The sequence below is a fragment of the Marinospirillum alkaliphilum DSM 21637 genome (genome assembly GCF_900119735.1).
Taxonomy (GTDB): Bacteria; Pseudomonadota; Gammaproteobacteria; order Pseudomonadales; family Halomonadaceae; genus Marinospirillum; species Marinospirillum alkaliphilum.
Genome location: NZ_FPJW01000004.1, coordinates 71669 through 97191 on the forward strand (window position 1 = coordinate 71669; position 25523 = coordinate 97191).

The 25523-nt window shown below is 56.3% G+C and carries 23 protein-coding genes and 2 riboswitches; of the genes, 11 read left to right on the top strand and 12 right to left on the bottom strand.

Annotated elements, in window-relative coordinates:
- Positions 1-9: 9 nt before the first annotated feature.
- The 6 genes from uca to BT114_RS07210 all read right to left on the bottom strand — a co-directional run bounded on the left by uca (position 10) and on the right by BT114_RS07210 (position 7842).
- Entirely contained in the window at positions 10-3609 is a 3600-nt protein-coding gene (gene uca, locus BT114_RS07185; protein WP_072325687.1) for an urea carboxylase, read from the bottom strand.
- A gap of 210 nt (positions 3610-3819) precedes the next feature.
- Positions 3820-4461, bottom strand: coding sequence for an urea amidolyase associated protein UAAP2 (locus BT114_RS07190; protein ID WP_072325688.1), 642 nt, complete (start codon positions 4459-4461; stop codon positions 3820-3822).
- A gap of 10 nt (positions 4462-4471) precedes the next feature.
- Positions 4472-5191, bottom strand: coding sequence for an urea amidolyase associated protein UAAP1 (locus tag BT114_RS07195; RefSeq protein ID WP_072325689.1), 720 nt, complete (start codon positions 5189-5191; stop codon positions 4472-4474).
- The gene (locus BT114_RS07200) at positions 5175-5954 is read right to left on the bottom strand and encodes an ABC transporter ATP-binding protein (RefSeq protein ID WP_072325690.1); all 780 of its coding nucleotides are present in this window, start codon (positions 5952-5954) and stop codon (positions 5175-5177) included. Before BT114_RS07200 ends, BT114_RS07195 begins: the two co-directional genes overlap by 17 nt.
- Positions 5954-6772: an ABC transporter permease gene (locus tag BT114_RS07205; protein WP_072325691.1), complete on the bottom strand. Its 819-nt coding sequence runs from the start codon at positions 6770-6772 to the stop codon at positions 5954-5956. Before BT114_RS07205 ends, BT114_RS07200 begins: the two co-directional genes overlap by 1 nt.
- Entirely contained in the window at positions 6772-7842 is a 1071-nt protein-coding gene (locus BT114_RS07210; RefSeq protein WP_072325692.1) for a putative urea ABC transporter substrate-binding protein, read from the bottom strand. Before BT114_RS07210 ends, BT114_RS07205 begins: the two co-directional genes overlap by 1 nt.
- Before the next feature lie 57 nt (positions 7843-7899).
- A riboswitch (guanidine-I (ykkC/yxkD leader) is annotated at positions 7900-8038 on the bottom strand.
- 269 nt (positions 8039-8307) lie between these two features.
- Between BT114_RS07210 and BT114_RS07215 the strand changes: the two genes are divergently transcribed.
- Entirely contained in the window at positions 8308-9708 is a 1401-nt protein-coding gene (locus BT114_RS07215; protein WP_072325693.1) for a PhoH family protein, read from the top strand.
- A 20-nt stretch (positions 9709-9728) separates the two neighbouring features.
- Here BT114_RS07215 and BT114_RS07220 read toward each other — a convergent pair whose 3' ends face one another.
- On the bottom strand, positions 9729-10886 hold the full coding sequence (locus BT114_RS07220; RefSeq protein WP_072325694.1) for a Fic family protein: 1158 nt from the start codon (positions 10884-10886) through the stop codon (positions 9729-9731).
- A gap of 154 nt (positions 10887-11040) precedes the next feature.
- The gene (locus BT114_RS07225; RefSeq protein WP_072325695.1) at positions 11041-11904 is read right to left on the bottom strand and encodes a YicC/YloC family endoribonuclease; all 864 of its coding nucleotides are present in this window, start codon (positions 11902-11904) and stop codon (positions 11041-11043) included.
- A gap of 63 nt (positions 11905-11967) precedes the next feature.
- On the opposite strand from BT114_RS07225, the gene rph reads away from it, so the two are divergent.
- Entirely contained in the window at positions 11968-12687 is a 720-nt protein-coding gene (rph, locus tag BT114_RS07230) for a ribonuclease PH (protein WP_072325696.1), read from the top strand.
- 82 nt (positions 12688-12769) lie between these two features.
- Here rph and BT114_RS07235 read toward each other — a convergent pair whose 3' ends face one another.
- Positions 12770-13525: an exodeoxyribonuclease III gene (locus BT114_RS07235; protein WP_072325697.1), complete on the bottom strand. Its 756-nt coding sequence runs from the start codon at positions 13523-13525 to the stop codon at positions 12770-12772.
- Between the two features lie 176 nt (positions 13526-13701).
- On the opposite strand from BT114_RS07235, the gene pyrE reads away from it, so the two are divergent.
- Genes pyrE through BT114_RS07250 form a run of 3 tightly spaced genes read left to right on the top strand, consistent with a single transcriptional unit; the run spans position 13702 to position 16301 of the window.
- Complete coding sequence (gene pyrE, locus BT114_RS07240; protein WP_072325698.1) at positions 13702-14346, top strand: orotate phosphoribosyltransferase; 645 nt, start codon at positions 13702-13704, stop codon at positions 14344-14346.
- A gap of 24 nt (positions 14347-14370) precedes the next feature.
- Entirely contained in the window at positions 14371-14961 is a 591-nt protein-coding gene (locus tag BT114_RS07245; RefSeq protein ID WP_072325699.1) for a YfaZ family outer membrane protein, read from the top strand.
- Positions 14962-14975: 14 nt separating this feature from the next.
- Positions 14976-16301 (top strand): deoxyguanosinetriphosphate triphosphohydrolase, encoded by a 1326-nt coding sequence (locus BT114_RS07250; RefSeq protein ID WP_084662011.1) that lies wholly within the window; start codon positions 14976-14978, stop codon positions 16299-16301.
- 2 nt (positions 16302-16303) lie between these two features.
- Here the strand turns inward: BT114_RS07250 and BT114_RS07255 are convergent, their stop codons facing one another.
- On the bottom strand, positions 16304-17065 hold the full coding sequence (locus tag BT114_RS07255) for an ATP-grasp domain-containing protein (RefSeq protein WP_072325701.1): 762 nt from the start codon (positions 17063-17065) through the stop codon (positions 16304-16306).
- Between the two features lie 109 nt (positions 17066-17174).
- Positions 17175-17966 (bottom strand): pseudouridine synthase, encoded by a 792-nt coding sequence (locus BT114_RS07260; RefSeq protein ID WP_245770406.1) that lies wholly within the window; start codon positions 17964-17966, stop codon positions 17175-17177.
- A 61-nt stretch (positions 17967-18027) separates the two neighbouring features.
- Between BT114_RS07260 and BT114_RS07265 the strand changes: the two genes are divergently transcribed.
- The 6 genes from BT114_RS07265 to BT114_RS07290 all read left to right on the top strand — a co-directional run bounded on the left by BT114_RS07265 (position 18028) and on the right by BT114_RS07290 (position 23081).
- Positions 18028-18447, top strand: a complete 420-nt coding sequence (locus BT114_RS07265) for a PaaI family thioesterase (RefSeq protein WP_218163470.1) — start codon at positions 18028-18030, stop codon at positions 18445-18447.
- Between the two features lie 111 nt (positions 18448-18558).
- A complete protein-coding gene (gene thiS / locus BT114_RS07270; protein WP_072325702.1) occupies positions 18559-18759 on the top strand; it encodes a sulfur carrier protein ThiS in 201 nt (66 codons plus the stop codon).
- A gap of 64 nt (positions 18760-18823) precedes the next feature.
- Positions 18824-19612: a thiazole synthase gene (locus BT114_RS07275; protein WP_072325703.1), complete on the top strand. Its 789-nt coding sequence runs from the start codon at positions 18824-18826 to the stop codon at positions 19610-19612.
- Positions 19609-20346: a tRNA (guanosine(46)-N7)-methyltransferase TrmB gene (gene trmB / locus BT114_RS07280; protein WP_072325704.1), complete on the top strand. Its 738-nt coding sequence runs from the start codon at positions 19609-19611 to the stop codon at positions 20344-20346. The genes BT114_RS07275 and trmB overlap by 4 nt, the downstream gene beginning before the upstream one ends.
- Positions 20347-20399: 53 nt before the next feature.
- Positions 20400-20475, top strand: a riboswitch (S-adenosyl-L-homocysteine riboswitch).
- A gap of 73 nt (positions 20476-20548) precedes the next feature.
- Positions 20549-21940: an adenosylhomocysteinase gene (gene ahcY / locus BT114_RS07285; RefSeq protein WP_072325705.1), complete on the top strand. Its 1392-nt coding sequence runs from the start codon at positions 20549-20551 to the stop codon at positions 21938-21940.
- Positions 21941-21959: 19 nt separating this feature from the next.
- Entirely contained in the window at positions 21960-23081 is a 1122-nt protein-coding gene (locus tag BT114_RS07290; protein WP_177247057.1) for an SLC13 family permease, read from the top strand.
- A 9-nt stretch (positions 23082-23090) separates the two neighbouring features.
- Here BT114_RS07290 and BT114_RS07295 read toward each other — a convergent pair whose 3' ends face one another.
- Complete coding sequence (locus tag BT114_RS07295; protein ID WP_072325706.1) at positions 23091-25472, bottom strand: HD domain-containing phosphohydrolase; 2382 nt, start codon at positions 25470-25472, stop codon at positions 23091-23093.
- Positions 25473-25523 lie beyond the last annotated feature (51 nt).

Genomic DNA, 25523 nt, shown 5'->3' on the forward strand with positions numbered 1-25523 from the left:
GGCGCGCCATCAGGTTTCAGCCGCTGACATGACCACCAGCGGTTGTCCGGCGGTGACACGCCCACCGGCATTCACCAGCAGTTGTTCCACCACACCGGGAGCGCTTGCCAGCACCGGGATTTCCATTTTCATGGATTCCAGCACCAGCAGGGTCTGACCGGCCTGCACCAGATCCCCCACCGCAACCTGCAATTGCCAGACACTGCCCGAAACCGGGCTGTCGGCCAGCAGGCTGCCTTCCGGCCAGTCCAGCTGCTGTTCGGTCTGTTCTACTTCTTCGTGGGTGAAGTTGAATTGACCGCTGGCATGCCAATGCGCCAGCTCAGCCTCAAAGGCGGCTTCCCGTTGTTGCACAAAAGCCTGGATATCGGCCTGTTCCCGGTCCAGAAACGCCTGATACTCAGCCAGACTGAAATGCCCCTCTTCAATCTTTAACGGATAGTCACCCAGGGGAAAATCCCGGCGAATCTGCTGCAGTTCTTCAGCCGACACTTCATAAAAACGTATCTGGTCAAAAAAGCGCAGCAACCAGGGGCGCGTGAATTCACGAGTGGTGCGTTCACGGTTCCACATCTGCAGGGTGCGACCGACAAACTGGTAACCACCGGGGCCTTCCATGCCGTACACACAGAGGTAAGAACCACCGATACCCACCGAGTTTTCCGCTGTCCAGGTGCGTGCCGGATTGTATTTGGTGGTCACCAACCGATGGCGCGGGTCCAGGGGGGTTGCCAGCGGAGCACCCAGATACACATCACCGAGCCCCATCACCAGATAGGCCGCCTCAAAAACGATGCGCTTCACTTCATCCAGGCTATCCAGGCCGTTAATGCGGCGAATGAATTCCAGATTGCTGGGGCACCAGGGTGCATCCTTGCGCACCGATTGCATGTATTTTCTGATCGCCAGCTGACAGGCTTCATCATCCCAGGACAAGGGCAACCAGACGGTGCGTGATGGCACCGTCAGCTGGTTAAGCTGACGCGCCAGTTGCTGCTCCGCACGGCGCAGGTGTTGCAATAAATGCTGGTGACTGAGCTGCTGGCTGTCAAAGTGCAACTGCAATGAACGCACCCCCGGCGTCAGCTCTTTTAATCCCGGCAGTGGGTGCTGCTGTAACCACTGCATCAAGGCATGGGCGCGAAAACGCAGGCGCAGATCCAGCTGTTGTTCACCGTATTCAACCAGCAGGAAATGATCACCGGCAGCACGTATCAGGATGTCATCACCAAATTCCGATGCCGGCAGGTGTTCCAGAATCGGGCTGCTCGGCCGCACCGGCTGCCAGTCACAAGGTACACTTTGCAGGTTTTGCAGGGACTGCTGCTGAGCCGCTTCCAGTGCCACGGCGTCGGCCAGACTGACCGGCACAAAACGAATGCGATCTCCGGCCCGTAACTGGCCCAGTTTCCACAGATCGGCCGTGATCACCGTGGCCGGACAGACAAAACCACCCAGTGACGGGCCATCCGGTCCCAGGATCACTGGCATGTCACCGGTGAAATCCACCGTGCCGAAGGCATAGGCATTGTCATGGATGTTGGACGGGTGCATACCGGCTTCACCACCATCCCGTCTGGCCCAGTCAGGTTTCGGGCCGATCAGCCGAATGCCGGTGCGACTGGAGTTGTAGTGCACCTCCCAGTCAGCGGCAAAAAAGCGCTCGATATCTGGCCCGGTGAAATAGTCCGGGGCACCGTGTGGCCCGTAAATCACCCGCAACTGCCAGTGGTTGCTGATGTCCGGCAGCAATGCGGCATCCAGCGGCGGCGACTGTACCGGTGACGTATCAACGGCCAGCTGCAATACATCACCGCTGCGCAGGGCGCGGCCATTGTGACCCCCAAACTGACCCAGCGTGAAGGTGCTGGTGGAGCCCAGATAAGCCGGGCACTGAATACCTCCACGCACACAAAGATAGGCCCTGGCACCCTGTTGAATACGCCCGATCTGCAAACGATCCCCCGGCTGAATGGCCAGCAGCTGCCAGTGGCTCACTGCCACCCCATTCAGCAAGACTTCTGCCGGTGCACCGGCCAGCAACACCTGAGTGGCACAACTGAATTCCAGCAGCGGGCCTTGCAGGGTGATTTCCAGTGCCGTGGCACCTGCTTCATTGCCGAGCAGACGATTGCCCAACCGGAAGGAATAACTGTCAAACGGACCAGAAGGTGGCACCCCGACATCCCAGTGTCCCTGACGTCCCGGCCAGTCCTGCAGGGTGGTCTGGGTACCGGGCTGCAGCACATCAATGCGCGCCGACTGGTAACGGAAATGATTCAGGTAGGCGGTGGTGACCTGCCCGGCCTGCAACACCGGATCAACACACAAGGCCTGCAGGTAATCCAGATTGGTCTGGGTGCCGTAGAGCTGAATCTGCTGCAGGGCTGACTGGAGCTGCTGCAGGGCGGTGGCACGATCTGAACCATGCACAATCACCTTGGCCAGCATCGGGTCAAACAGGGCAGGCACTTCAATACCCGTTTCAATCCAGTGATCAATGCGTACCCCCGGCAACTCCGGCAGCAGCACCTGACTCAACAGGCCGGGGCTGGGTTGAAAATTGCGCCAGGGATCTTCTGCATAAATCCGCACCTGCACGGCATGCCCTTGTGGTTGCAGTGCCTGTCGCTGCTGTTGCAGGTCCAGCGGCTCAGCGGCAGCCAGTTGCAGCATCCACGCCACCAGATCAATATCAAAAACTTCTTCAGTAACGCCGTGCTCCACCTGCAGACGGGTATTCACTTCCAGAAAATAAAAATCATCCCGGTCCGCGTCATAAATGAATTCCACCGTACCGGCATTGCGGTAGTGAACGGATGCCAGCAGGCGCTCCGCCGTGGCATGCAGTTGTTGCCGCTGCGCCTCATTCAGGCCGGGGGCCGGACACTCCTCAACCACCTTCTGGTTGCGCCGCTGGCTGGAGCAATCCCGCTCACCCAGCGACAGTGCCTGGCCCTGACCATCACCGAACACCTGCACTTCAATGTGACGGGCCCTGGCCACAAACTTCTCCAGAAACACCCCGTCATCCGCAAAGTTGTTGCTGCCCAGCCGTTTGACCCGCTCAAAACCTTCACGCAAGGCGGTTTCATCAGCACACACCTGCATGCCGATACCACCGCCACCGGCGGTGCTTTTCAACATCACCGGATAACCGATTGCTGCCGCCACCTGACAGGCAGCTTCCAGATCCTGCAACAGCTCTGACCCCGGCAACAACGGCACACCGGCAGCCTGTGCCAGCTCACGTGCCCGATGTTTCAGGCCGAACATCTCCATCTGCTCTGCAGTCGGACCGATGAACACCAGCCCGGCCGCTTCACAACGGCGTACAAATTCAGGTTTTTCACTGAGAAAACCATAACCGGGATGGATGGCTTCAGCACCGGACTGACGGGCAATATCCAGCAGCAGGTCCATGTTCAGGTAGGTTTCTGCTGCACTGCCATCACCCAGCGGCCAGGCTTCATCCGCCAGTTGCACATGCAGGCTGCGGGCATCACTGGCGTGGTACACCACCACCGAAGTGATGCCAAGTTTTTTCAGGGTGCGCAACAAACGCACGGCAATGGCACCCCGGTTGGCAATCAGAACTTTGGAAAACATCATCAATCCTGGCGGGTCGTCCCGAAGAGAATACGACAGTGGTCGTCCACTGAAGTCTTGATGGTCTTCACGACTGCGCTTGATCATACTGCGTTGAAATTGCCCTAAAAATACTCATTTACTGCGTGTAAACTGCGTTTTTTTCGGTCAATTTCGCCTTGTTTGATCTGCGCTCGTTACGTGAATCCTTGCTGGATATTACTGCTGTTGTTAATTATTCCAAACCAATAGCTCAACTGGCGTCGGGTTATACCCATTACACGGGTTGTTCAGCTGCGGGCAGTTGGACAGCAGCACAATCAGGTCCATGCAGGCGGTCATTTCCACATACTTGCCGGGAGCGGAGATGCCATCAGCAAAGCTCAGGCCGCCATCACTGGTCACCGGCACGTTCATGAAGAAGTTGATGTTGTGGCCGATGTCACGTTTGGTCAGGCCGTATTCGGGGTGTTCACCGATGGCGAGCATCCAGCTGTCACGACAGGCATGCATGCAGCGTTTTTCCAGGTCATAACGCACGGTGTTGCTTTCGGTGGCACAGGCACCGCCGAGGGTGTCATGGCGGCCACAAGTATCAGCCACAATCTCCAGCATCACCCGTTGTTCGTTGGACATCAGGCGGCTGCCGGTGGTGAGGTAGATCTGCCCCTGAGCACTCAGGGTATCCGTCATGCTGTAGCGTTCCGCCGGGTTGTCCGCGTTGTAAAACAGGGTATCCGCTGCCTGATTACCTTCCAGATCCAGAATGCGCAGGGTCTGGCCCTTGCTCAGTCGCCCGATGTAATAATCACCGGAATCAACCACGGTTCGAAAGCTGGCCTGCTCCGGCAGGCGATCACTGGTTTTCAGCATCTTGTCCTCCTCAGCGTCCCAGGTGATAGAGTGCGTTGTTCTGGAAGCCGCGCTGGTTTTCCGGACGGAAATTGCGGCAGTAGTCATCTTCACTGACTGGCTCGGCCAGTCCCAGCTCCACCTGCACCGGTGCATCCGGGTAATCTGCAGCAGTATTCAGTGGATGCAGGCAGGCATGCAGCAGCACCAGGGTGTCCATTTCAAACCTTAAGGTCACCTGACGCCCCGGTCTTGTTTCACTGGCATCCAGTTGCAGTTGACCGGCTTCATCCGCCACCACCTTGCTGAACAGGTTGAGGTTGGCAGCCAGATCCGCCAGCCCCAGACCGTATTTTTCCAGCTCAACCAGGAAGGCATCCTGACCGTTCTGATACCAGGCATTACGCTGGTGCTGGTAATCCCGTTTGCCCCAGCACTCTGCCACGCCTCGGGCATTGCTGTTGCCACAAACCGTGTCGTGCCAACCGCAGTCATCCTGCACCAGCGAGCAGAAAATCCGCCCCATGTCGGAATACAGGCAGTGGCCGCGCGTCAGCCGAAAGGTGTGCTGACACTTGAGAGTGTCCGGGGCGTTATAACGCTCCAGCAGGTTTTCCGGGTTGTAAAACAGCAGTCCGGCATTGGCACCGCCTTTCAGGTCGGTCAATCGCAGCACCGTGCCACGGGCCATGCGCAGCGACCAGTGGCCACCAGTCGGCAACTGCGTGGTGTATTCAATTCTGGATATCATGTTGTGGCTCCTTGAGATCGGCCTGTATCGCTTGCAGCGTCTGGCGATCACTTTTACCCACCGGCAGGTCGTAGGTGATGCCTGCACCATAGGCATCCGGTGCCTGAGGATCGTGGCGCAGCTTGTCAAACACCCACAGGCGGGTACCGAGATAAAAACCTTCTTTGAGGTCGTGGGTGACCATGAATACGGTCAACTGATGGCTCTGCCAGAGTTCCAGCACCAGTTGATGCATGTCGGCACGGATACCGGGGTCCAGTGCACCAAAGGGTTCATCCAGCAGTAGGATGCGGGGTTTTGCCAACAGTGCCTGAGCTATCGCCAGGCGTTGACGCATGCCGCCGGAAAGCTGGTGTGGATAAAGTTTCAGGGCATGCCCCAGTCCCACCTTGTGCAGCAGCTCCATTGCCGCTCCCTGCGCTTCACGCCTTGCCTGCCCGAAGAGATAACCAGTCAGGCCACGACGGGCAAAAGCACGGGCCGCCATCACGTTATCCAGCACCGTCATGTGCGGGAACACCGAATACTGCTGAAACACAATGCCGCGATCAGAGTCCGGTTCATCCCGCACCGGCTGGCCGTCCAGCAGCAACTGGCCTTCGCTGGCAGTTTCCGTACCCAGCAGCAGTTTCAGAAAGGTGCTTTTGCCACAGCCGGAGGTGCCCACCAGGGTGACAAACTCCCCCTCCTGCACAGACACACTGATGCGCTCCAGCACCACCTTGTCGCCATAACGCTTCCACAAATTGCGGGCTTCAAGCATCACACACCTCCCTTGCCGTGCCAGGGGTACAAACGGCGACTGAACCAGGCCAGCAGTTGATCCAGCACAAAGGCCAGCAGGGTGATCCAGGCCACATAGGGAATAATCACGTCCATGGCCATGTAACGGCGCACCAGGAAGATGCGGTAACCCAGCCCGTCAGTGGAAGCAATGGCTTCTGCTGCGATCAGGAACAACCAACCGGCACCCAGCGACAGGCGCACGGCATCCAGCAGGCGCGGCATCAGTTGCGGCAACAGCACCCGAATCATCACCTGCAGGGTATTGGCGCCCAGCGTCTGAGCCTTGATCAGTTGTTCCACCGGGATTTCCTGCGCCCGCCGCTGAATGTCCCGGGCAATGAACGGGGTGATGCCAATGGCAATCAAGGCCACCTTGGACAATTCACCCAGCCCGAACACAATAAACAGCACCGGCAACAGCGCCAGCGGGGGAATCAGTGACAGGATGGTCAGCAGCGGCGAAAAGCCGGCACCGAACAAGGGCAACGAACCCGTCAACAATCCAATCACCAGCCCCAGTGAAGCGGCAATCAATACCCCCAGCAGCAAGCGTTGCAGACTGCTGAAGGTATCCACCCAGAAGATGTACTCGCCGGTGCGGCGATTCGGTTCCAGCGCCATGCGGCTGATGGCATCGCCCATCTGCGCCAGTGACGGCAGCAGTTTGTCATCCGGGTTGGCTGCCAGCCGCAGGTCTGATGCCACCAGATACACCAGCAGAATCAGTGCCAGCGGCAGCAGTCCCAGCAACACCCGGCTGAAACGGGAAGGCTGCAGATTGAGCAGGCGTTTCATCAGAGGCTACCGTCAGCGGCCATCTGCATGAAGTCAGCGGTGAAGCGCAAGCGGATGTTACTGGGGTTGCCAACCACACCGGCGGGGGTTTCCACACCAATAAAACCGGCATCCGCTGCACCGTCACCCAGCAGGCCATGCTCAAAGGAAAAGGCAGCAACCTTCTGCATGGTGGCGGGTAACTGGGCACTGCGCGTGAAGGCTACAGCCGCTGCCGGGTCGTAGAACATCTCAGTGCTGGCCAGCTGCTGTTCATAACCGGCCAGATCGGTGCCGGAAGCTTCTGCCATGTAACTGCGGCTGGCACTGGCAGTGCTGGCACCATCCTGCATGCGGCTCATGGTTTCATACCAGGCACCGGTCAATGCCTTGCCCAGTTCCGGGTGGGCCTTGAGGGTTGCACTGTTCACCACCAGCAGGTCAATGATTTCACCGGGGATCTTTGAGGAATCAAACACCAGATGAGTGTTGGGCATCGCCAGAATTTCGCTCAGCAGCGGGTTCCAGGTGGTTACTGCAGTCACCGAACGGGTTGCGGCCACAGCCACCAGATCCGCATCCGAGGTGTTCACCACCCGTACATCCCGCTCACTCATGCCAACACTTTCCAGTGCACGTGCCAGCAGGTAGTGGGACACACTCAGCTCCACCAGATTAACCCGCTGACCACGAATATCACGCAGGTTGCGCTTGCCCTTCAACACCACACCATCGTTGCCGTTGGAGAAGTCACCGACAATCAGCGCGGTGGAATCCACACCACCGGCAGCCGGAATGGTCAGGGCATCCATGTTGGTCATGGTGCAGCCATCAAACTGGCCCACGGTGTACTGGTTGATGGATTCGATGTAGTCGTTGATCTGCACCACATCAATGTTGATGCCGTACTTGTCAGCCCATTTTTTCACAATGCCCTGATCCGCGGCATAACCCCAGGGCATCCAGCCGACATAGATCGACCAGCAGATGCTGAAGTCAGTGCGTTGGCTGTCGGCAGTGGCATGCGTCGGAGCGGCAATCAGCAGGGCGCTGAGGCCCAGTGCCAGCAGAGAAGAAGTCAGTCGCTTCATGTTGAACCCCCATCGGGTTGTCACAGGTTATTGGAGTATTCCTGGCTGTTGCCAGTGATCTCCCGGGCTTTTATCCCGCCGTGTGACCTTCCGCCGGGGGCATCAACGGGGATACCAACCAGAAGGTTGAGTGCTCTCGGACCAGTCATTGTCGATGCCTGCGAAGCGGACAATCGGAACCCTAGCGCTCTATTTTTTCAGTTTTCAGTCGTGCAGCATGACCAGGAACACTGTTCTGTTGCATCAGGTTTCAAGCAAGTGATATGCCACAAAATATTTTTCCTTGCAAATCATTGATGTAAAAGCATCATCGCAAAAAAGCCTTTGACGCAGTGCAAAAAAGGCACCATAACAAAGCAAGCGCAGGATAAAAACGCACCAGTTTCAGCCTCCTGCCAGAGTCATGCTTCTGTCATCAACAGACTGCAGATTGAAAGCAGCTGATGCAAGGGGAGTGAATGCCTGATGGTCCGACTCGAAAAGAAAGCCACCCGCCTGTATGTCCTCGACACCAACGTCCTGCTGCACGACCCCGCCGCCCTGTTCCAGTTTGATGAGCACGACGTGGTTATTCCACTCACGGTGCTGGAGGAACTCGACAAGCACAAGAATGGCCTGAAGGAAATTGCCCGCACCGCCCGTCAGGTCAGTCGTACCCTGTCCGACCTCACCCGTCAGGCCAGTTTCAGTGACATCCAGCAGGGCATCACCCTGCCCGGCAAGGGAAAACTCCGCTTCCTGTGTTACACCGACCTGCAACTGCCTTCACACCTGACCGACACCCCGGACAATCGCCTGCTGGCAGAAACCTGTCGACTGCGTGATGAGCGTACCGATGCCTCGGTGATTCTGGTCAGCAAGGACATCAACCTGCGGGTGAAGGCTTCAGCCCTGCAGGTGCCGGTGGAAGACTATCGAACCGATCAGGCCTTTGCTGATTCCGACAGCATGATTGACGGTGTGCGCATCTACCCGGAGCTGGATGGCCAGCATGACGGCAGCCTGTGGCAGGCATTGCAGATGGATGTACAGACCGAACGGCGCGACGGCCATACCTTTTATTCACTGCAGGGCAGGTTGCCGCATGACTGGCACCTCAGCCAGTTGATCAGTGACAGTGAGCGGGACGCCGGTTTTGAAGCCATCATTCGTGAACTGGAGCCACAGCGCGCCCGGCTGGAATTGCTGCGCAACTACCGGCATCAGAAAAGCGTCTGGGGAGTGCATGCCCGTGACAGCCGCCAGAATTTTGCCCTGAACCTGCTGATGGACCCGGACATGGATCTGGTCACCCTGTCCGGCAGTGCTGGCACCGGAAAAACCTACATGGCGCTGGCCGCCGCTTTTGAACTGACTTTTGACCAGCGGCGTTTTGAACGCATTGTGTTCACCCGTGCGCCCATTTCAATGAGTGAGGACATCGGTTTTCTGCCGGGCACCGAAGAGGAAAAGATGTCACCCTGGATGGGAGCCTTTCACGACAACATGGACAACCTGCTGCGCAACGAAGATGGTGAAAACACCTGGAGTGACTCGGCCACCCGCAGCCTGGTCAACAGCCGGGTGCAGATCCGCTCACCGGGATTCATGCGCGGACGTACCCTCAACGACACCTTTCTGATCATTGATGAAGCGCAGAACTTCGCTCCCAAACAACTGAAATCCCTGATCACCCGCGCCGGACGCAACAGCAAGATTGTCTGCCTTGGTAATGTCGGCCAGATCGACACCCCCTACCTCACCGCCAACACCTGTGGACTGGCGGCTGTGGTGGAAGGCTTTCGCAACTGGGCGCATGCCGGGCACGTCACCCTGCGCAGCATCGAACGCTCACGCCTGGCCCTGGCCGGAGAGGAACTGCTTTAGAAGCATTACGCCGGGGGGGCCTATTCCTGATTCAGGATGTCAATGTAAGCACTGTAGGCAAAGACGCGATTACGTTTTTGCCCGGTGAGCTCACGCACCAGTGCAAACTCTGGTTGTGCCAGCTTATCCATCACCTTGCCTGCTGTGGCAGGTGTGATGCCACTGTGTTTTACAAGGGTATTGATATTCACGACGGGGAATTCAAACAACACATCCAACACCTGCTGAGCAGAAGCAGCCATACGTCCGAGGCTGACTAATTGACTGCGATGCATCTGGCGCAGCTGGTTCAGTTGTTGCGCAGTATTCACGGCCTGATTGGCCGTTTCAGCAACGGCATCAACAAAAAACAGCAACCAGCTTTCCCAGTCTCCGCTTAAACGAACCTGCTGCAACTTGTCGTAGTAGATCTGGCGATGTTTTTTGAAGAATACGGATAAATATAACAAGGGTTCACTGAGTATTCTGGCCTCGACCAGAATGAGCGGAATGAGTAAACGCCCCAGCCGGCCATTACCTTCCATAAAAGGATGAATGGTTTCAAACTGGACATGAACCAAAGCGGCTTTAATCAGTGGGTCAGTGGCTTCTGGCACATCATTGATGAAGCGCTCCAATTCAGACCAACACTGGGCGAGCTCATTGGCAGGTGTTGGCACAAAGATGGCCTCATCTGCTCGATGGCCGCCAAGCCATACCTGATTTTTACGGAACGCTCCCGGACCTTTACTGATGCCCCTGCCCGACGTCATCAGGGCTTTATGCAGCTCTGTCAGTAGTCGAAAGGTGATGGGCTCACCTTCCCGGATACGCTGCACCCCAAGCTCCAATGCATTGACGTAACAAGATACCTCCTGCACGTCATCCATTGGCACACCAGGTACACCCTCCATTTCGTAGAGCATTAAGTCACTTAAAGAAGATTGTGTGCCTTCAATTTGTGAGGACATCACCGCTTCTTTACGCACGTAGCTGTATAAAAAGAGTCGGGCATCAGGCAAAAGGGTGCTGATCGCATCCAGTCGCCCAAGAGCCAGCATGGCTTGATTAATGCGACTCTGTAATTTGTTGTCTAGCTGCAAGGCAGGGTTGGGCGGTAAAGGAGCAGGGATAAACGCCTGACAGTTCACCCCTCCAGCAATGCTGGGGACATAATATCCGGTAGCTCGTCGCTCCATAGACACCTCTTTGCTGACTCATCATTAAAATAAATCCTCACGTTATTTTAACTTAATCGCAAAGATAAAATAACAGGCCGCATTAATTTAAGTTAAGAGCGTTTTTAAGAAGCCACCGATAAGCGTCATGATGCAGGTCAGGCCTCGACAGGCTTCACTCGATGTTCTGCACCTGCTCGCGCATTTGTTCGATCAGGACTTTCAGGTCCACTGAAACCTGGGTCATGTCCATGCTGATGGCCTTGGAGCCGAGGGTGTTGGCTTCGCGGTTCATTTCCTGCATCAGGAAGTCCAGGCGGCGGCCGATCGGTTCTTTGCTCTTGAGGGCGCGGGTCACTTCACGAATGTGTACGGCCAGACGGTCCAGCTCTTCTTCGATGTCCTGCTTCTGCGCCAGCAGCACCACTTCCTGCTCCAGCCGGGCAGGGTCTACATCCACCTGAAGTTTGGCAGCCCGCTCCAGCAGGTTCTCCCGCCATTTCTGCAAGGCTTCCGGCAGCAGGGTTTTGGCTGTTTTCAGGTGTTTGACCATTTGCTGCAAGCGTTCGGTGATGGCTTTTGCCAATGCCTCGCCTTCCCGCAATCGGTGCTGCTGCAGCTCGTCCAGTGCCTCATTAAATACCTGCAACGCCACCTGTTTAACAGTCTCATGATCCGCTTCCTGACTTTGCAGCACACCGGGCCACTGCAGAAGCTTTAATGGGTCCAGCGGCGCTGCGGAGGGCATACGGGCATAAATCTGGTCAGCGGCTTCGATCACCTGATCCAGCAGCTCGGTATCCAGTTGCAGGCTTTTATCCTGTTGTGCCGGATAAAAGCGCAGGGTCAGATCCAGCTTGCCACGCGACAGGCTCTGGCGCAGTTGCTGACGCAGTGCTGGCTCCAGCTCTCTCAGGCTATCGGGTAAACGGAAGCTGGGCTCAAGATAACGCTGGTTGACGGAGCGGATTTCCCAGCTGAGGCTACCCCAGGGCTGGTGAGTTTCCCGGCGGGCAAATGCGGTCATGCTGGCGGTCATGTGTGCTCCTCTGGAGTGGTATACTGGTCGGCCTATCCATTCATCAGGCTTCAGGAAAGATCAATGCGTCCAAGTGGCAGAACACCGGATCAGGCACGAGATGTAAAAATTATCCGTCATTTTACCAGCCATGCCGAAGGGTCTGTACTGGTTTGTTTCGGCAATACCCAGGTGATCTGCACCGCCACCGTTGAAAAAGGTGTACCACGTTGGCTGAACGGCAAGGGGCAGGGCTGGATCACGGCAGAATACGGCATGCTGCCACGCTCCACCCACTCCCGGAATGCCCGTGAAGCCACACGCGGCAAACAGGGTGGACGCACACTGGAAATCCAGCGACTGATCGGCCGCTCGCTGCGCTCGGTGGTGGACCTGAACAAACTGGGCGAATTCACCATCACCCTGGATTGTGATGTAATTCAGGCGGATGGCGGCACTCGCACCGCTTCCATCACCGGTGCCTGTGTGGCTTTGGTGGATGCCTTGCGTCATCTGCAGCTGAACAAGCAGATCAAGACGGATCCTTTCCGTCAGTTCATCAGTTCGGTTTCTGTGGGCATCTACAAGGGTGTACCGGTGCTGGACCTGGATTACCCGGAAGATTCCGGCTGCGAAACCGACATGAATGTGGTGATGACTGAAGCCGGCCAGTTCATTGAAGTGCAGGGCACTGCAGAAGGCCAGCCCTTCAGTCGTGACGAAATGAACGCGATGCTGGAGCTGGCTGAAAAGGGTTGCCGTGAGTTGATTGAACTGCAGAAGCAGGCACTGGAACAGCCCTGATTTTTTACAGGTCAGACGTAAAAAAGCCGGGAGCAACGCTACCCGGCTTTTTTATATCAGCACCAGATTACATCCACACAGGTTACAGGTCGTATTCAATATAAACCGGTGCGTGATCAGAAACCTTCACACTGCGATCAATCCAGGCTTTTTTAACAGCCTTGCGCAGGTTGGGGCCGGTGACCTGATAATCCAGGCGCCAGCCTTCCTGACGATCCCTGTCCCGCTGGCTGTCTGGCCAGAAGGTGAACTGATCGTTGTCCCGGTTGACTTCACGGTAGGCATCGATGAATCCCAGCGGACCAAATACCTGATCCATCCAGGCGCGCTCTTCCGGACGGAAGCCGATGCTGAGCTGATTGTCCTGCCAGTTGGCCAGATCCAGCGTCTTGTGGGCAATGTTCCAGGTGCCGCAGATGATGAATTCACGACGCTTGCGACGCAGCTTGGTGAGGAACTCCAGGTACTGCTCCATGAAAAGTTTCTTTTCCGCCGGGTTGCTGCCGGAAGGCATCAGGAAGCTGGCCACACTGACCTTGTCGAAGTCAGCCTGCATGAAGCGCCCTTCCCGATCAGCCAGCTCAAAACCCAGGCCGGTCATCACTGCCTTGGGCATCTGGCGGCAATAAATGCCAGTGCCGGCATAATCATCCTGCTCGGCGTCAAAGAAGTAACCTTCCCAGCCATCCGGACGCTCGATGGCATCACCGAGCTTCCAGCTTTTGGTACGCACGTCCTGAACACAGACAACATCTGCATCCTGGTCTTTTAACCAGTCCAGGAACCCCTTTTCAACGGCTTGTTTGATTCCGCCAACATTCAGGCTGATCACTTTCATGCGTGCGCTGTTCCCATTCCTGCGTGGTGACTCGTTTTGTTTGGGTGTATGATACCTGACCTTCAGACTTTTGGGGAATTGCTGTTTGTATCGGTCGCGAATCGGCGTCATTTTGCCGCAATACGGTCTTCATACACAATTCAGTTAACCAGTTGCCAGCTCGACCTTATTTGACAATGTTAAATTATCAACAAGATTTCATTGATTTTGCCCTGCAGCAGCAGGTATTGCGTTTTGGCCAGTTCAAACTGAAATCCGGCCGCGTCAGCCCCTATTTTTTCAATGCCGGCCTGTTTAACTCCGGTGAAGCACTGGTTCAACTGGGCAAGAGTTATGCCCAGGCCATCATGGCTTCCGGCCTGCATTTTGATGTGCTGTTTGGCCCGGCCTACAAGGGTATTCCGCTGGCATCAGCCACGGCAAGCATGCTGGCCGAACACCATCAGCGCCCGACACCTTTTGCCTTTAATCGCAAAGAAGCCAAAACGCATGGCGAAGGCGGCCAACTGGTGGGCGCTGACCTGCAGGGCAAAAAAGTGCTGATCATTGATGATGTCATCACTGCCGGCACTGCCATTCGCGAAGTGCTGCCGATGATTGAGCAGGCAGGCGGTGAAGTGGCTGGTGTGGTGATTGCCCTGAACCGCCAGGAGCGTGGCAAGGGTGAACGCTCTGCCATCCAGGAAGTCGAACAGGACTTGCAGATCCCGGTGATCAGTATCATTTCACTGGACAATGTGCTGGAATTTGCATCCAATCGCCCCGAACTCCAGCAACACGTCGGAGCCATTGAAGATTACCGTCAGACTTATGGTGTCTGACTTTTTACCCAAGGGAACCTGCTTATGCTGACTCACGTTCTGCGCTCATCTGCTCTGTTACTGCCACTGCTGGTGCTCAGCCTGCCTGCCGCAGCTTTTGGCTTGTCACCCGGTTCACTGGAAGCCAATATCAATAATGACACCCTGCAGGTGGAATACGACCGACCACTGACGGGTGCCAGCAATCTGCACATCAATGGCAGTTTCCTTTATACGGAAGAAGACAGTGACTCTTCCGCAACGGTGGCCACTTTTGGCCTGCAGGGTGTGGAAACCGATAATCGTACCTACCGGGCCGCCATCGGTGCCCGCATGTACGGTTACTCCGCCCCCGGCTCCAACTCCGGCCTGGCGATTGCCTTTGGCGGCCTGTTTTATCACGTGGTGCCGGGCGCACAGCGCCTGTCAGCCGGTGGTTATGCCTGGTATGCACCCAAGGTCACCAGCTTCAATGACACTGAAACCCTTTATGAAGTCGGTGGCCGTGTTGCCTATCGCGCCATCCAGAACACCGATGTGTTTCTGGGTTACCGTCACATACACCTGAAAACCGATAGGGGTTTTAATGACCCGATCGAAAAGGGCTTTCATGTCGGTTTCCGCCTTAACTTCTGAATAACCGGATAATGATGGAATGGCAGCGCCTGCTCAGTTCCGGCAGGCTCGGCGCAGTCCGCGGCCCTCGTGAAGAGCGGGGGCGCAGCCCATTCCACAAGGATCATGACCGGATCATCTTTTCCGGTTCTTTCCGGCGGCTGGGCCGCAAGACCCAGGTGCATCCACTGGCCAACAATGATCACGTCCACACCCGCCTGACCCACTCTCTGGAAGTTGCCTGTGTCGGTCGCAGCCTGGGCATGCTGGCCGGTGAACTGCTGCGCCCGGCACTGCCAGACTGGGCCACCCCGGCAGACCTCGGGGTGATAGTACAGGCAGCTTGCCTGGCCCATGACATCGGCAACCCGCCGTTTGGCCATGCCGGGGAATATGCCATCCGTGACTGGTTTCGCCAGGCCGGACAAGCAGGCCTGCTGGAAGGCTTGAGTGAAGCTGAACAGCTGGACCTGCAGACTTTTGAAGGCAATGCCCAGGGTTTTCGGGTGGTCACCCAGATTGAATACAACCAGTTTGATGGTGGCATGCGCCTGACCCACGCCACCCTGGGGGCCATGCTGAAATACCCCTGGACAGTGGAACACGCCAGCAACAAGGGCAAATTTTCTGCTTTTCAGACGGAAAAACAGCAACTCAGGGAAGTGGCAGACAATCTTGGACTGATCCAGCTTGAAGACTGGCGCTGGGTCAGGCATCCGCTGGTTTATCTGGTCGAAGCCGCCGACGACATCTGTTATGCCCTGCTGGACCTGGAAGATGGCCTGGAAATGGAAATCCTGCAGTTTGCCGAGGTTGCCGAGCTGCTGGAGTCCATCGGTGGTGGCACACCATCCGATTATCAGCGACTGACGGGCGCTTCACGCCGCCGCAAGGTGGCTGCCTTGCGTGGCCATGCCATGGAAAAGATGGTCACTGCAGTGGTGCAGGCTTTTGTTCAACATCAACCCGATTTGCTGGCCGGGCGCTTTGATCAGGACCTGATCGATGTCTGCCCAACGCCAGTTGCGCAGGGTGTGCGCCAGGCCAAAATTCTGGCCCGAGACCGCATTTTCCGCCATCAGCGCAAGGCCAAGCTGGAAATCGGGGCTTACACCACCCTGGGCACCCTGCTGCAAACCTTTTGTGAGGCCTGTAATGCCCTGCACCGTGACCCATCAGCACCCAGCTTCAAACACCAGCGAGTGCTGGCATTGATCGGCGAAAACATGCCGGAAAAAAACTGGCCGCTGTATCAGAGCTACCGTCGGGCGCTGGACTTCATCGGTGGCATGACCGACAACTATGCCGTGGACGTAGCACAGGAAATGAGCGGCCGGATCGGTAACCTGCGTGATAGCTGAGGTTATTGCGAGGACAGGCGCGCCAACACTGCCTCAGCCCACACCGCAGTACCACCGGCCAAACCCTGATTGCCAAACAGGCGGTTGAACTCAAACAGGTAAGGCCAGTCGTCCACCATCGCTACATCAAAACCACCGTGATCGATCTGTAACTGGTTTGCTATCCGGGCCACCAGATCCAGTGCTGCCTGTGGAACATCATCCCGGCTGGTGCTGCCGCCCTGGGAAACATTGTTTAAAAAACCACCCTCGGGGGCAATGCGCCAGTAAGCATCCAGGCACCGACCACCCACCCAGACCACTCGCAGATCCCGGTTGATATCCAGCTTTTCCTGCACATACAACACATCATGGTTGGCGGCCCAGTCAAACAACTCTGCCTCCGTGTTTAACAGTGCCACCCCTTCTCCCCGCGCACTTTTTACCGCCTTGGCAACCAGCGGCAGGGAAAAGTTTTCCAGCACTGCCTGCAAGGCATAACGTGAGCTGCCGTGAATGGCTGTTTTTGGCAGATGCTCCGGACAAACCGCCATGAATGCACGGGTCTGCTCCACCTTGTTGTGCCCCAGATAATAACTGGCCGGGCTGGGAAAAATACGCTTGTTCAGGCCATACAACAGGGTGTTGATCTGCCAGTACTCAGGAAACAGCAGCCAGTCTGCCGCGCGAATTTCATCGAGATGATCATACATCCGTTCCGGCTTGATATAACGGGCACGCGGAAGCCCCAGCGTACGCAGGGCATCAAAGGTAATCAGCTTCACGCTCAGAACCTCACAGAAAAGGAGAGGGGGTTACTTGCTTTTGCCGGACGGCGATACAGGAAAGTGCGCGGATATTAAAGCCGCCATCAATAACTTGCCAATAGATTTTTCAGGTGGACTGAAGCCATTCCATAGGCAGGCTCTGCTGCCAGTTCCAGCGCCGGATCACTTCGGCAAACCGGGGCTCCAGCGGTGCATTCAAGGTCAGTGGTTCACCGGAGTCCGGGTGCGGAAAAGTCATCTGCACACAGGCCAGCAACAGCCCACGCCCAAACTCACTTTCAGCATAACGGTTGTGCGGGCCTTTGCCGTGTTTGATGTCACCCAGAATCGGGTGGTCCAACTGCTTCAGGTGGCGTCTGACCTGATGTTTGCGCCCCTCATACGGGTGCACGGCCACCAGTGCATAACGGGTCTGGGGGTAACGGTCCACCTGCACCGGCAGCTCCACCCTGGCCAGGCAGGTATAATCACTCACTGCGGATTGTACCGGCTGCTCACTGGTATCCCGTTTATCCGCAGGCTCCAGCCGCAAGGGATAATCAATGCTGCCTGCATCCTGCGGCCAGCCACGCACCACCGCCAGATAGGTTTTCTGCACCTGGCGAGTCATCATCAGTTGCCCCAGTGCTGAAGCCACTTCCGCTGAGCGGGCAAACACCAGCAAACCCGAGGTGGGTTTATCCAGCCGGTGCACCGGGTAAACGTGTTCACCGCCATTCAGCTCACGCGCGTACTGCAAGGCAAACTCGGTTTCATGCCGATCAATCGGACTGCGGTGCACCAGTAAGCCAGAGGGTTTGTGAACCACCAGCAGGTCGGCATCCCGGTACAGCAGTTGCAGTGGATTTTTGACCATTAACAAAACCGCCCGGTCACACTCAACCAGCATGGAAGGCATACAAGCTCTGGAAACTGCTGCATAATTTTTTTCACCAACAAGAACAAAGCGAGATAACCGGATGACCAGCTCACTGAAAATGACCCGCGAAGAAATGATCACCTTTCTGCAGCAGGAGTTTCCCCAGTATGTGGGCGAAGTCTGTGAAGTGGAAGATCAATACAGTCTGCTGCGCCTGCCAATCAATGACAGTCATCTGCGCCCCGGCGGTACCGTCTCCGGCCCAACACTGATGGCGCTGGCGGATGTTGCCCTGTATGTGGCCATCCTGTCAAAAATTGGCCCGGTAGCACTGGCTGTCACCACCGATTTCACCATTCACTTCCTCAACAAACCCCGTGCTGATCGCGCCATCATGGCTAAAGCCAGCCTTTTAAAACTGGGAAAACGCCTGGTGATCGGAGAGGTGAACCTCTACAGCGAAGGCGAAGCGGAAAGCGTGGCTCATGTTGTTGCCACCTACTCCATCCCTCCACGCTAAATGCAGGTCAGCCACTATCAGCCAAGCTGATTCCACTGGCCACCATCCGGTCAACCACCCTTCAGCAAGACTGAAAATCCGGTAGAATGTCACCCCTGACCGGAGGTGGACATGCAGATACGTTTAAACGGGCAACCCCATGCCCTGCCTGAGCAAGCCAGCATTGAAGATCTGCTGCAACAATTGCAGTTGACCGGCAAACGCCTGGCCGTAGAGGTCAACGAAAACATCATTCCCAAAAGTCGCCATGCCACAACCCTGTTGCAAGCAGAGGATCAGGTGGAAATTGTCCACGCCATTGGCGGCGGCTGATACCCTGTAAATGCATAACGCTGTGTGACCCCATATTGTGTGACCCCGAATAAAGAGACCCACGATGAATACAAAAGACAGCTTCCGGATTGGCCAGCGGGAATTCACATCCCGCCTGTTGGTTGGCACTGGCAAATACAAGGATCTGAATGAAACCCGCGAGGCCATTGCAGCCTCCGGTGCCGAAATTGTCACGGTCGCCGTACGCCGCACCAATATTGGCCAGAACCCGGATGAACCCAACCTGCTGGATGTGATTTCACCGGATCGTTACACCATCCTGCCCAATACGGCCGGTTGTTACACCGCCAAGGATGCCGTGCGCACCTGTATGCTGGCTCGTGAACTGCTGGATGGGCACAATCTGGTCAAGCTGGAAGTACTGGGTGACCAGAAAACCCTTTACCCCAACATGCGTGAAACCCTCACCGCCACGGAAACCCTGATCAAGGAAGGGTTTGAAGTGATGGTGTATTGCAGTGATGACCCCATTGCTGCCAAGGAGCTGGAAGCCATGGGTTGTGTTGCCATCATGCCGCTGGGTTCTTTGATTGGCTCCGGGCTGGGCATCCTGAACCCACACAACATTCGCCTGATCATGGAAGATGCCAGGGTGCCGGTGTTGGTGGATGCCGGGGTGGGTACTGCCTCTGATGCCGCCATTGCCATGGAAATGGGTTGTGAAGGCGTATTAATGAACACCGCCATTGCCCATGCCCGCAACCCGGTGCTGATGGCCAGCGCGATGAAAAAAGCCATCGAAGCCGGACGAGAAGCCTTCCTGGCCGGCCGTATGCCGAAAAAAGCCTATGCCAGCGCCAGCTCACCCCTGGAAGGACTGATCCATTCATGAGCCAGACGTCAGACAAGATGCCCAGCAATAAACATGACCGTGCTGATGATGCCATCCACGACAAGCGCATCCGCAGTTTTGTACTGCGCCAGGGCCGCATGACTGCAGCCCAACAACGGGGCATTGATGAATTCCTGCCAAAATATGGCCGCACGCTGGAAGAAGGCCCTTTTGATGCAGCCAGCGTATTTGGCCGCTCAGCACCGCTGGTGGTAGAAGTGGGGTTTGGCATGGGTGCCTCCCTGCTGGAGCAACTCCAGGCCATGCCGGATCACGACTTTGTTGGCATTGAAGTGCACCTGCCCGGTGTTGGCAAACTGCTGTGTGAAGCTGGCGATCGGGGTGTGGGTAACTTGCGGGTCTATCGCGCCGATGCCGTGGAAGTGCTGAACCAGTGTTTTGCCGATGAATCCATCGACCTGTTCCAGCTGTTTTTCCCTGATCCCTGGCCAAAAAAGAAACACCACAAACGCCGTATTGTGCAGCCCCCTTTTGTGGAAACCATCCGCAAAAAACTGAAAATCGGCGGCCGTTTTCACCTCGCCACCGACTGGGAAGCCTATGCTGAACACATGCGTGACGTAATGAATGCCGCACCGGGTTACCAGAACACCGCAGCAGCGGGAGAAGACTTTGTACCCCGCCCGGACAGCCGCCCGCTGACCAAGTTTGAACAACGCGGCGAACGCCTCGGGCATGGTGTCTGGGACTTGATTTACCAGCGTGTGAGTTAAGCCACCGGCCTGCTATAATTGATTTTCGGGCAGCCATACTGCCCCCTTTTCCCTGAACTGAGGGGCGCTGCAGCAGCTTTTACTGTCAGGCTCAGTTCAGGAAACACTGTTCAACGGCGCCCGTTCAACTTGAAATGATGAGTTTTTCTGCCGCTCAACCGGCGGATTGCTGATCTTTATTGATTAGTTAAACGGAGTGTTTATGACAGCTTTTAATGATTACAAGGTCGCCGATATCAAGCTGGCTGACTGGGGCCGCAAAGAACTGCGCATTGCCGAAAGTGAAATGCCGGCACTGATGGCCATTCGTGCCAAATACCGTGCTCAGCAGCCATTAAAAGGCGCTCGTATTGCTGGTTGCATCCACATGACCATCCAGACTGGTGTTCTGATTGAAACCCTGGTGGATCTGGGTGCTGAAGTGCGCTGGTCATCCTGCAACATTTTCTCCACCCAGGATCACGCCGCTGCCGCCATTGCCGCTGCAGGCATTCCGGTGTTTGCCTGGAAGGGCGAAACCGAAGAAGAGTATCTCTGGTGCATCAAGCAGACCATTGAAGGCAAGGATGGCTGGGTGCCCAACATGGTGCTGGATGACGGCGGTGACCTGACCGAAATCCTGCATCACGAATACCCGGCACTGCTGGATGGCATCCACGGTGTTTCCGAGGAAACCACCACCGGCGTGCATCGCCTGATCGAAATGATGAAAAAGGGCAGCCTGAAAATCCCGGCCATCAACGTCAACGATGCGGTGACCAAATCCAAGAACGACAACAAGTACGGCTGCCGTCACAGCCTCAACGATGCCATCAAGCGTGCCACTGACCACCTGCTGTCCGGCAAGCAGGCACTGGTGATCGGTTATGGTGACGTGGGCAAGGGCTCTGCTGCCTCCCTGCGTCAGGAAGGCATGATTGTCAAAGTCACCGAGGTGGATCCGATCTGTGCCATGCAGGCCTGCATGGACGGTTATGAAGTGGTATCCCCCTACCTGAATGGCCGCAACACCGGCAAGGACGACTGCATCGACAAACCCCTGCTGGGCAAAATTGATCTGGTGGTCACCACCACCGGTAACGTCAATGTCTGTGATGCCCCGATGATGAAAGCCCTGAAAAAAGGTGCCGTGGTCTGCAACATCGGCCACTTCGACAATGAAATCGACACGGCTTACACCCGCAACAACTGGGCCTGGCAGGAAATCAAACCTCAGGTGCACAAGGTATTCCGCGATGGCAAGCCCGGCCAGTTTGATGAAACCAGCGATGACTACCTGATCCTGCTGTCCGAAGGCCGTCTGGTGAATCTGGGTAATGCCACCGGCCATCCCAGCCGCATCATGGATGGCTCTTTTGCCAACCAGGTGCTGGCACAGATTCACCTGTATCAGGGTGGTTTTGCCAACCTGCCCGCCGACCAGAAGCCCGGCAAGGTAACTGTTGAAGTGCTGCCCAAACAACTGGATGAAGAAGTGGCGCGTTACATGGTGCAGGGTTTTGGTGGAGTCATTACTCAGCTGACCCCCAAACAGGCCGAGTACCTGGGTGTTCCGCAGGAAGGTCCGTTTAAACCGGAAACCTACCGCTACTAAGAAACAGGGGCGCTCCAGCATGCTGCCGGTGTTACGTCATCTGATCAATCGGATTACGGAAGACCGGCTGCTGCTGGTGTTACTGCTCAGCCTGCCACCACTGCTCTGGTGGTCACCAGTTGCAGCAGCCGAGCTGCCGCAACTGGTGGAATGGCAAACCCTGGCAGCCCTCACCGGGCTGCTGCTGTTAAGTCGCGGACTGGAACTGAGCGGCCTGTTATCCCGCCTGGGTGTAATACTGCTGACCCAGCTATCCACTGAACGCAAGCTGGCTGCCATGCTGGTGTTATTTGCTGCCACCCTGTCGGCACTGATCACCAATGATGTAGCACTTTTTATTGTGATCCCGCTGATGCTGTCCCTGCATCAGATCAGCCCCCTGCCACTGGCGCGCCTGACCATTTTTATGGCGCTGGCCGTCAATGCAGGCTCCAGTATCAGCCCGATCGGCAATCCACAAAACCTGTTCATCTGGCAGGCTTCCGGCGTGAGCTTTCTGGCCTTCCTGCAGATGATGTGGCCACTGGCTCTTGGCCTGTTACTGCTGTTGCTGCTGGCTGTGATCCCGGCTTTTTCCAGCCGAACCCTGCAAGCAGACACCTCACCCCGCCTGCCCACCCTGCATGGGCCGCTGCTGTGGACATCACTACTGTTGTTTGTGCCATTTCTGCTGCTGGCGGATGCGGGTTATGCGCCCTTGGCGGCACTACTGGTATTGCTGGTGTACCTGCTGCTGCATCCCCGCTTGCTGCTGGGCATTGACTGGCTGTTGCTGGTGATTTTCCTGCTGATGTTCATCAATCTGGGACTATTGGCTCGCCTGCCGCTGTTCACTGAGCTGGGGCAACAACTGGATCACTGGCCGGGTGGTGTTTACGGGGCTGGCGTACTGTTGTCACAAGTTTTGTCCAATGTTCCGGCCACCTTGTTTCTGGCGCATTTCACCGAAGACTGGCAGGCGCTGGCCTGGGGTGTCAGTGTCGGTGGATTTGGTCTGGCTCTGGGATCCTTGGCCAACCTGATTGCCCTGCGGTTGGTGCGCCTGCCGGGGCTACTGCTGCAGTTCCACTACTGGTCGATCCCGGCGCTGCTGATCAGCAGCCTGCTCGGTGGCGGGCTGCTGATCTGGCTTAATCCCTGATCCCTTGCCTCATGCTGCTGCAAGATAAGGCGTAATATCGGCCACATCCATCTGCTCGGGTGCCAGAAAGCGTTCCGCATAGGTCTGATACACCCCACTGGTCAGGAACAGGTCGAACAACTCCGGGTCCAGGTGCCCATCGTTGCGCATGAACGCCATGATTTTCAGGGACTCACTGAGGGGTTTGGCCTTTTTGTAAGGGCGATCACTGGCTGTCAGGGCTTCAAACACATCCGCTATCGCCATGATGCGTGCTGGAATGGATAGCTGCTCCTTCACCAACTGACGCGGATAACCTGTGCCGATCAGGGTTTCATGGTGACTACCGGCATACTCAGGCACCCGTTTCAGATTATCAGTGAAAGGAATACGCTCCAGCATCTTGATGGTGGCGATCATGTGCCCCTTGATAATGAAGCGATCCTCTTCCGTCAAGGTGCCACGGCGCACACTCAGATTGTATAACTCGCCCAGATTGCGCTCGTATTCCGGTACCTGCATCTTGAAACCCAGCCGCTGATACTCCTTCAGATCAATGGCGCGGCCTCGGGGAATACGGTGTTCCTGCCGATCCGCCAATAAGGGCTCCGTTACAGGCAAAACACCTGGCTCACCCTGCAAGCGCAGGATTTCATCCTGCCCCAACCCCAGACGATCATCAAAATGCCGCTGCCATTGCCAACCCGCAATGGTCTGCAAACGCACCAGGTCTTCATCGGCCATGAACTCACCACCCTGATTGCAACGGGCCACAAAAGCAAAAGCCTCCTGCAGCGCCTGATGATGCTGCTGCAAGGTGGTCGCCAGCTGTGCTTCATGCTGTGGTTTTTGCAGTAATTGCTGGTAATAAGTCAGGGTGGCATCGCGGTGCAGTACCTCAAAACGCATACGAATTTCGTGGATGCGGTTGTAGATGGTTTCCAGCTTGGTGGCCTTGTCTACCACATGCTCCGGCGTGATGATCTTGCCGCAATCATGCAACCAGGCCGCCACCCGGAACTCCCGCCACTCATCATCATTGTGGAAACGGAAATCGGCCAGTGTGCCCTGCTGACACTGATCAGCTGCTTCTGCCAGCAACAGCGCCACCTCGGGTACCCGCTCACAGTGGCCACCGGTATAATGGGATTTGTCATCTATGGCTTCGGCCAGAATACGAATGAAAGAATCAATCAGGTTTTTCTGATCTTCCTGGTACTGGCGAATGGCCCCCGCCATGTTGACCATCGAGCGGGACAGTTGATGAAACTCGTGGATACGCGTTTCCAGTGGTTCAACCCGGTCATACTCCTGACGGGCAATGGCGTGAGTCATGGCATCCAGCTTTTGTACTGGCCGAATCACATAGCGCCTCAGCATGGCCTGCAGCGGCACATAGGTCAGCAGAATCACCAGAATCGAAATCAGTACATTCCTGAGCAATTGCTGGCGGATGTCACCAATCACCTCTGCCTTGTCGAACAAGGCGATCAGATACCAGCGTCGCCCGGCTTCCCCCGGTAGCTCCGAGATAAAAAAGATTTGGGTACGACCAGCTTCATCCATCAGCTCCCCCCTCGACACCCCAAACCGCTGTTGCTGATGCAACTGCTGCAGCAGGGGTGATCCGGCCTGCGCAACATTCAGCAGGAGTCCGTCCTGCCAGTCCAGTGGCAGAGTCGTGGCAATCACCTCATCACCGGCACCCAACATCACCAACTGACCACCCAGCTGTGCGGCTTTCTCCTGCAGCAGGCGCTGCATGCCCTGCAGGGAAAAATCCACGGCTGCCACCTTGGTTTTCTGCCCGTCCGCTGCAAACTGCCCCAGCGCCAGCGTAATGCCCGGCGCCCCAGTGGAAGCAAACAAGTAAGGATCAGACCAGTAAGCGGGACTCTGGGCAGTCACGGCCTGATACCAGCTGCGGGGGCGTGGATCATAGTCTGCCGCCAGCGACTCCACACGCAAGGTCTGAAAAGACGGGTCCTTGTAAGTCCAGACATCCTGCGGATTCGGCACGCTGCGGTTGATGGTGCGTAAAGCCAGCTCGGGTTCACGCCTTACCTGGATAAAACTGCCTTGCTGATCAGCCATAAACAGGCTGGCAATGCTGGCATCACTCCCCAGTTGCTGCCACATCACGCGCTGCAACAGGGTTTCAGAATCACTGATATCCGCTTCCTGATCCAGCGCCTGGAGCACCTGCAGCTGGCGTTGAGCACCATAGAGTGAGCTTCGCAAGCTTTCCGCAACATGCCGGGTGGTTTCTGTATTGTTCTGCTGTAGCAGCTCATAAGCCTGGTTCAGGCTGCGTGCATAGAAGTTACTGATCAGAAAGATCGACAAGATCAGTGTCAAGCAACCAAACAGGGCCAGGATACTGACCATGAAGGTGTAACGTTGTCCTTTCATGATGACCTCCAGTCAATATGAACTGCTACTGGCTCAGTATGCAGGATAACA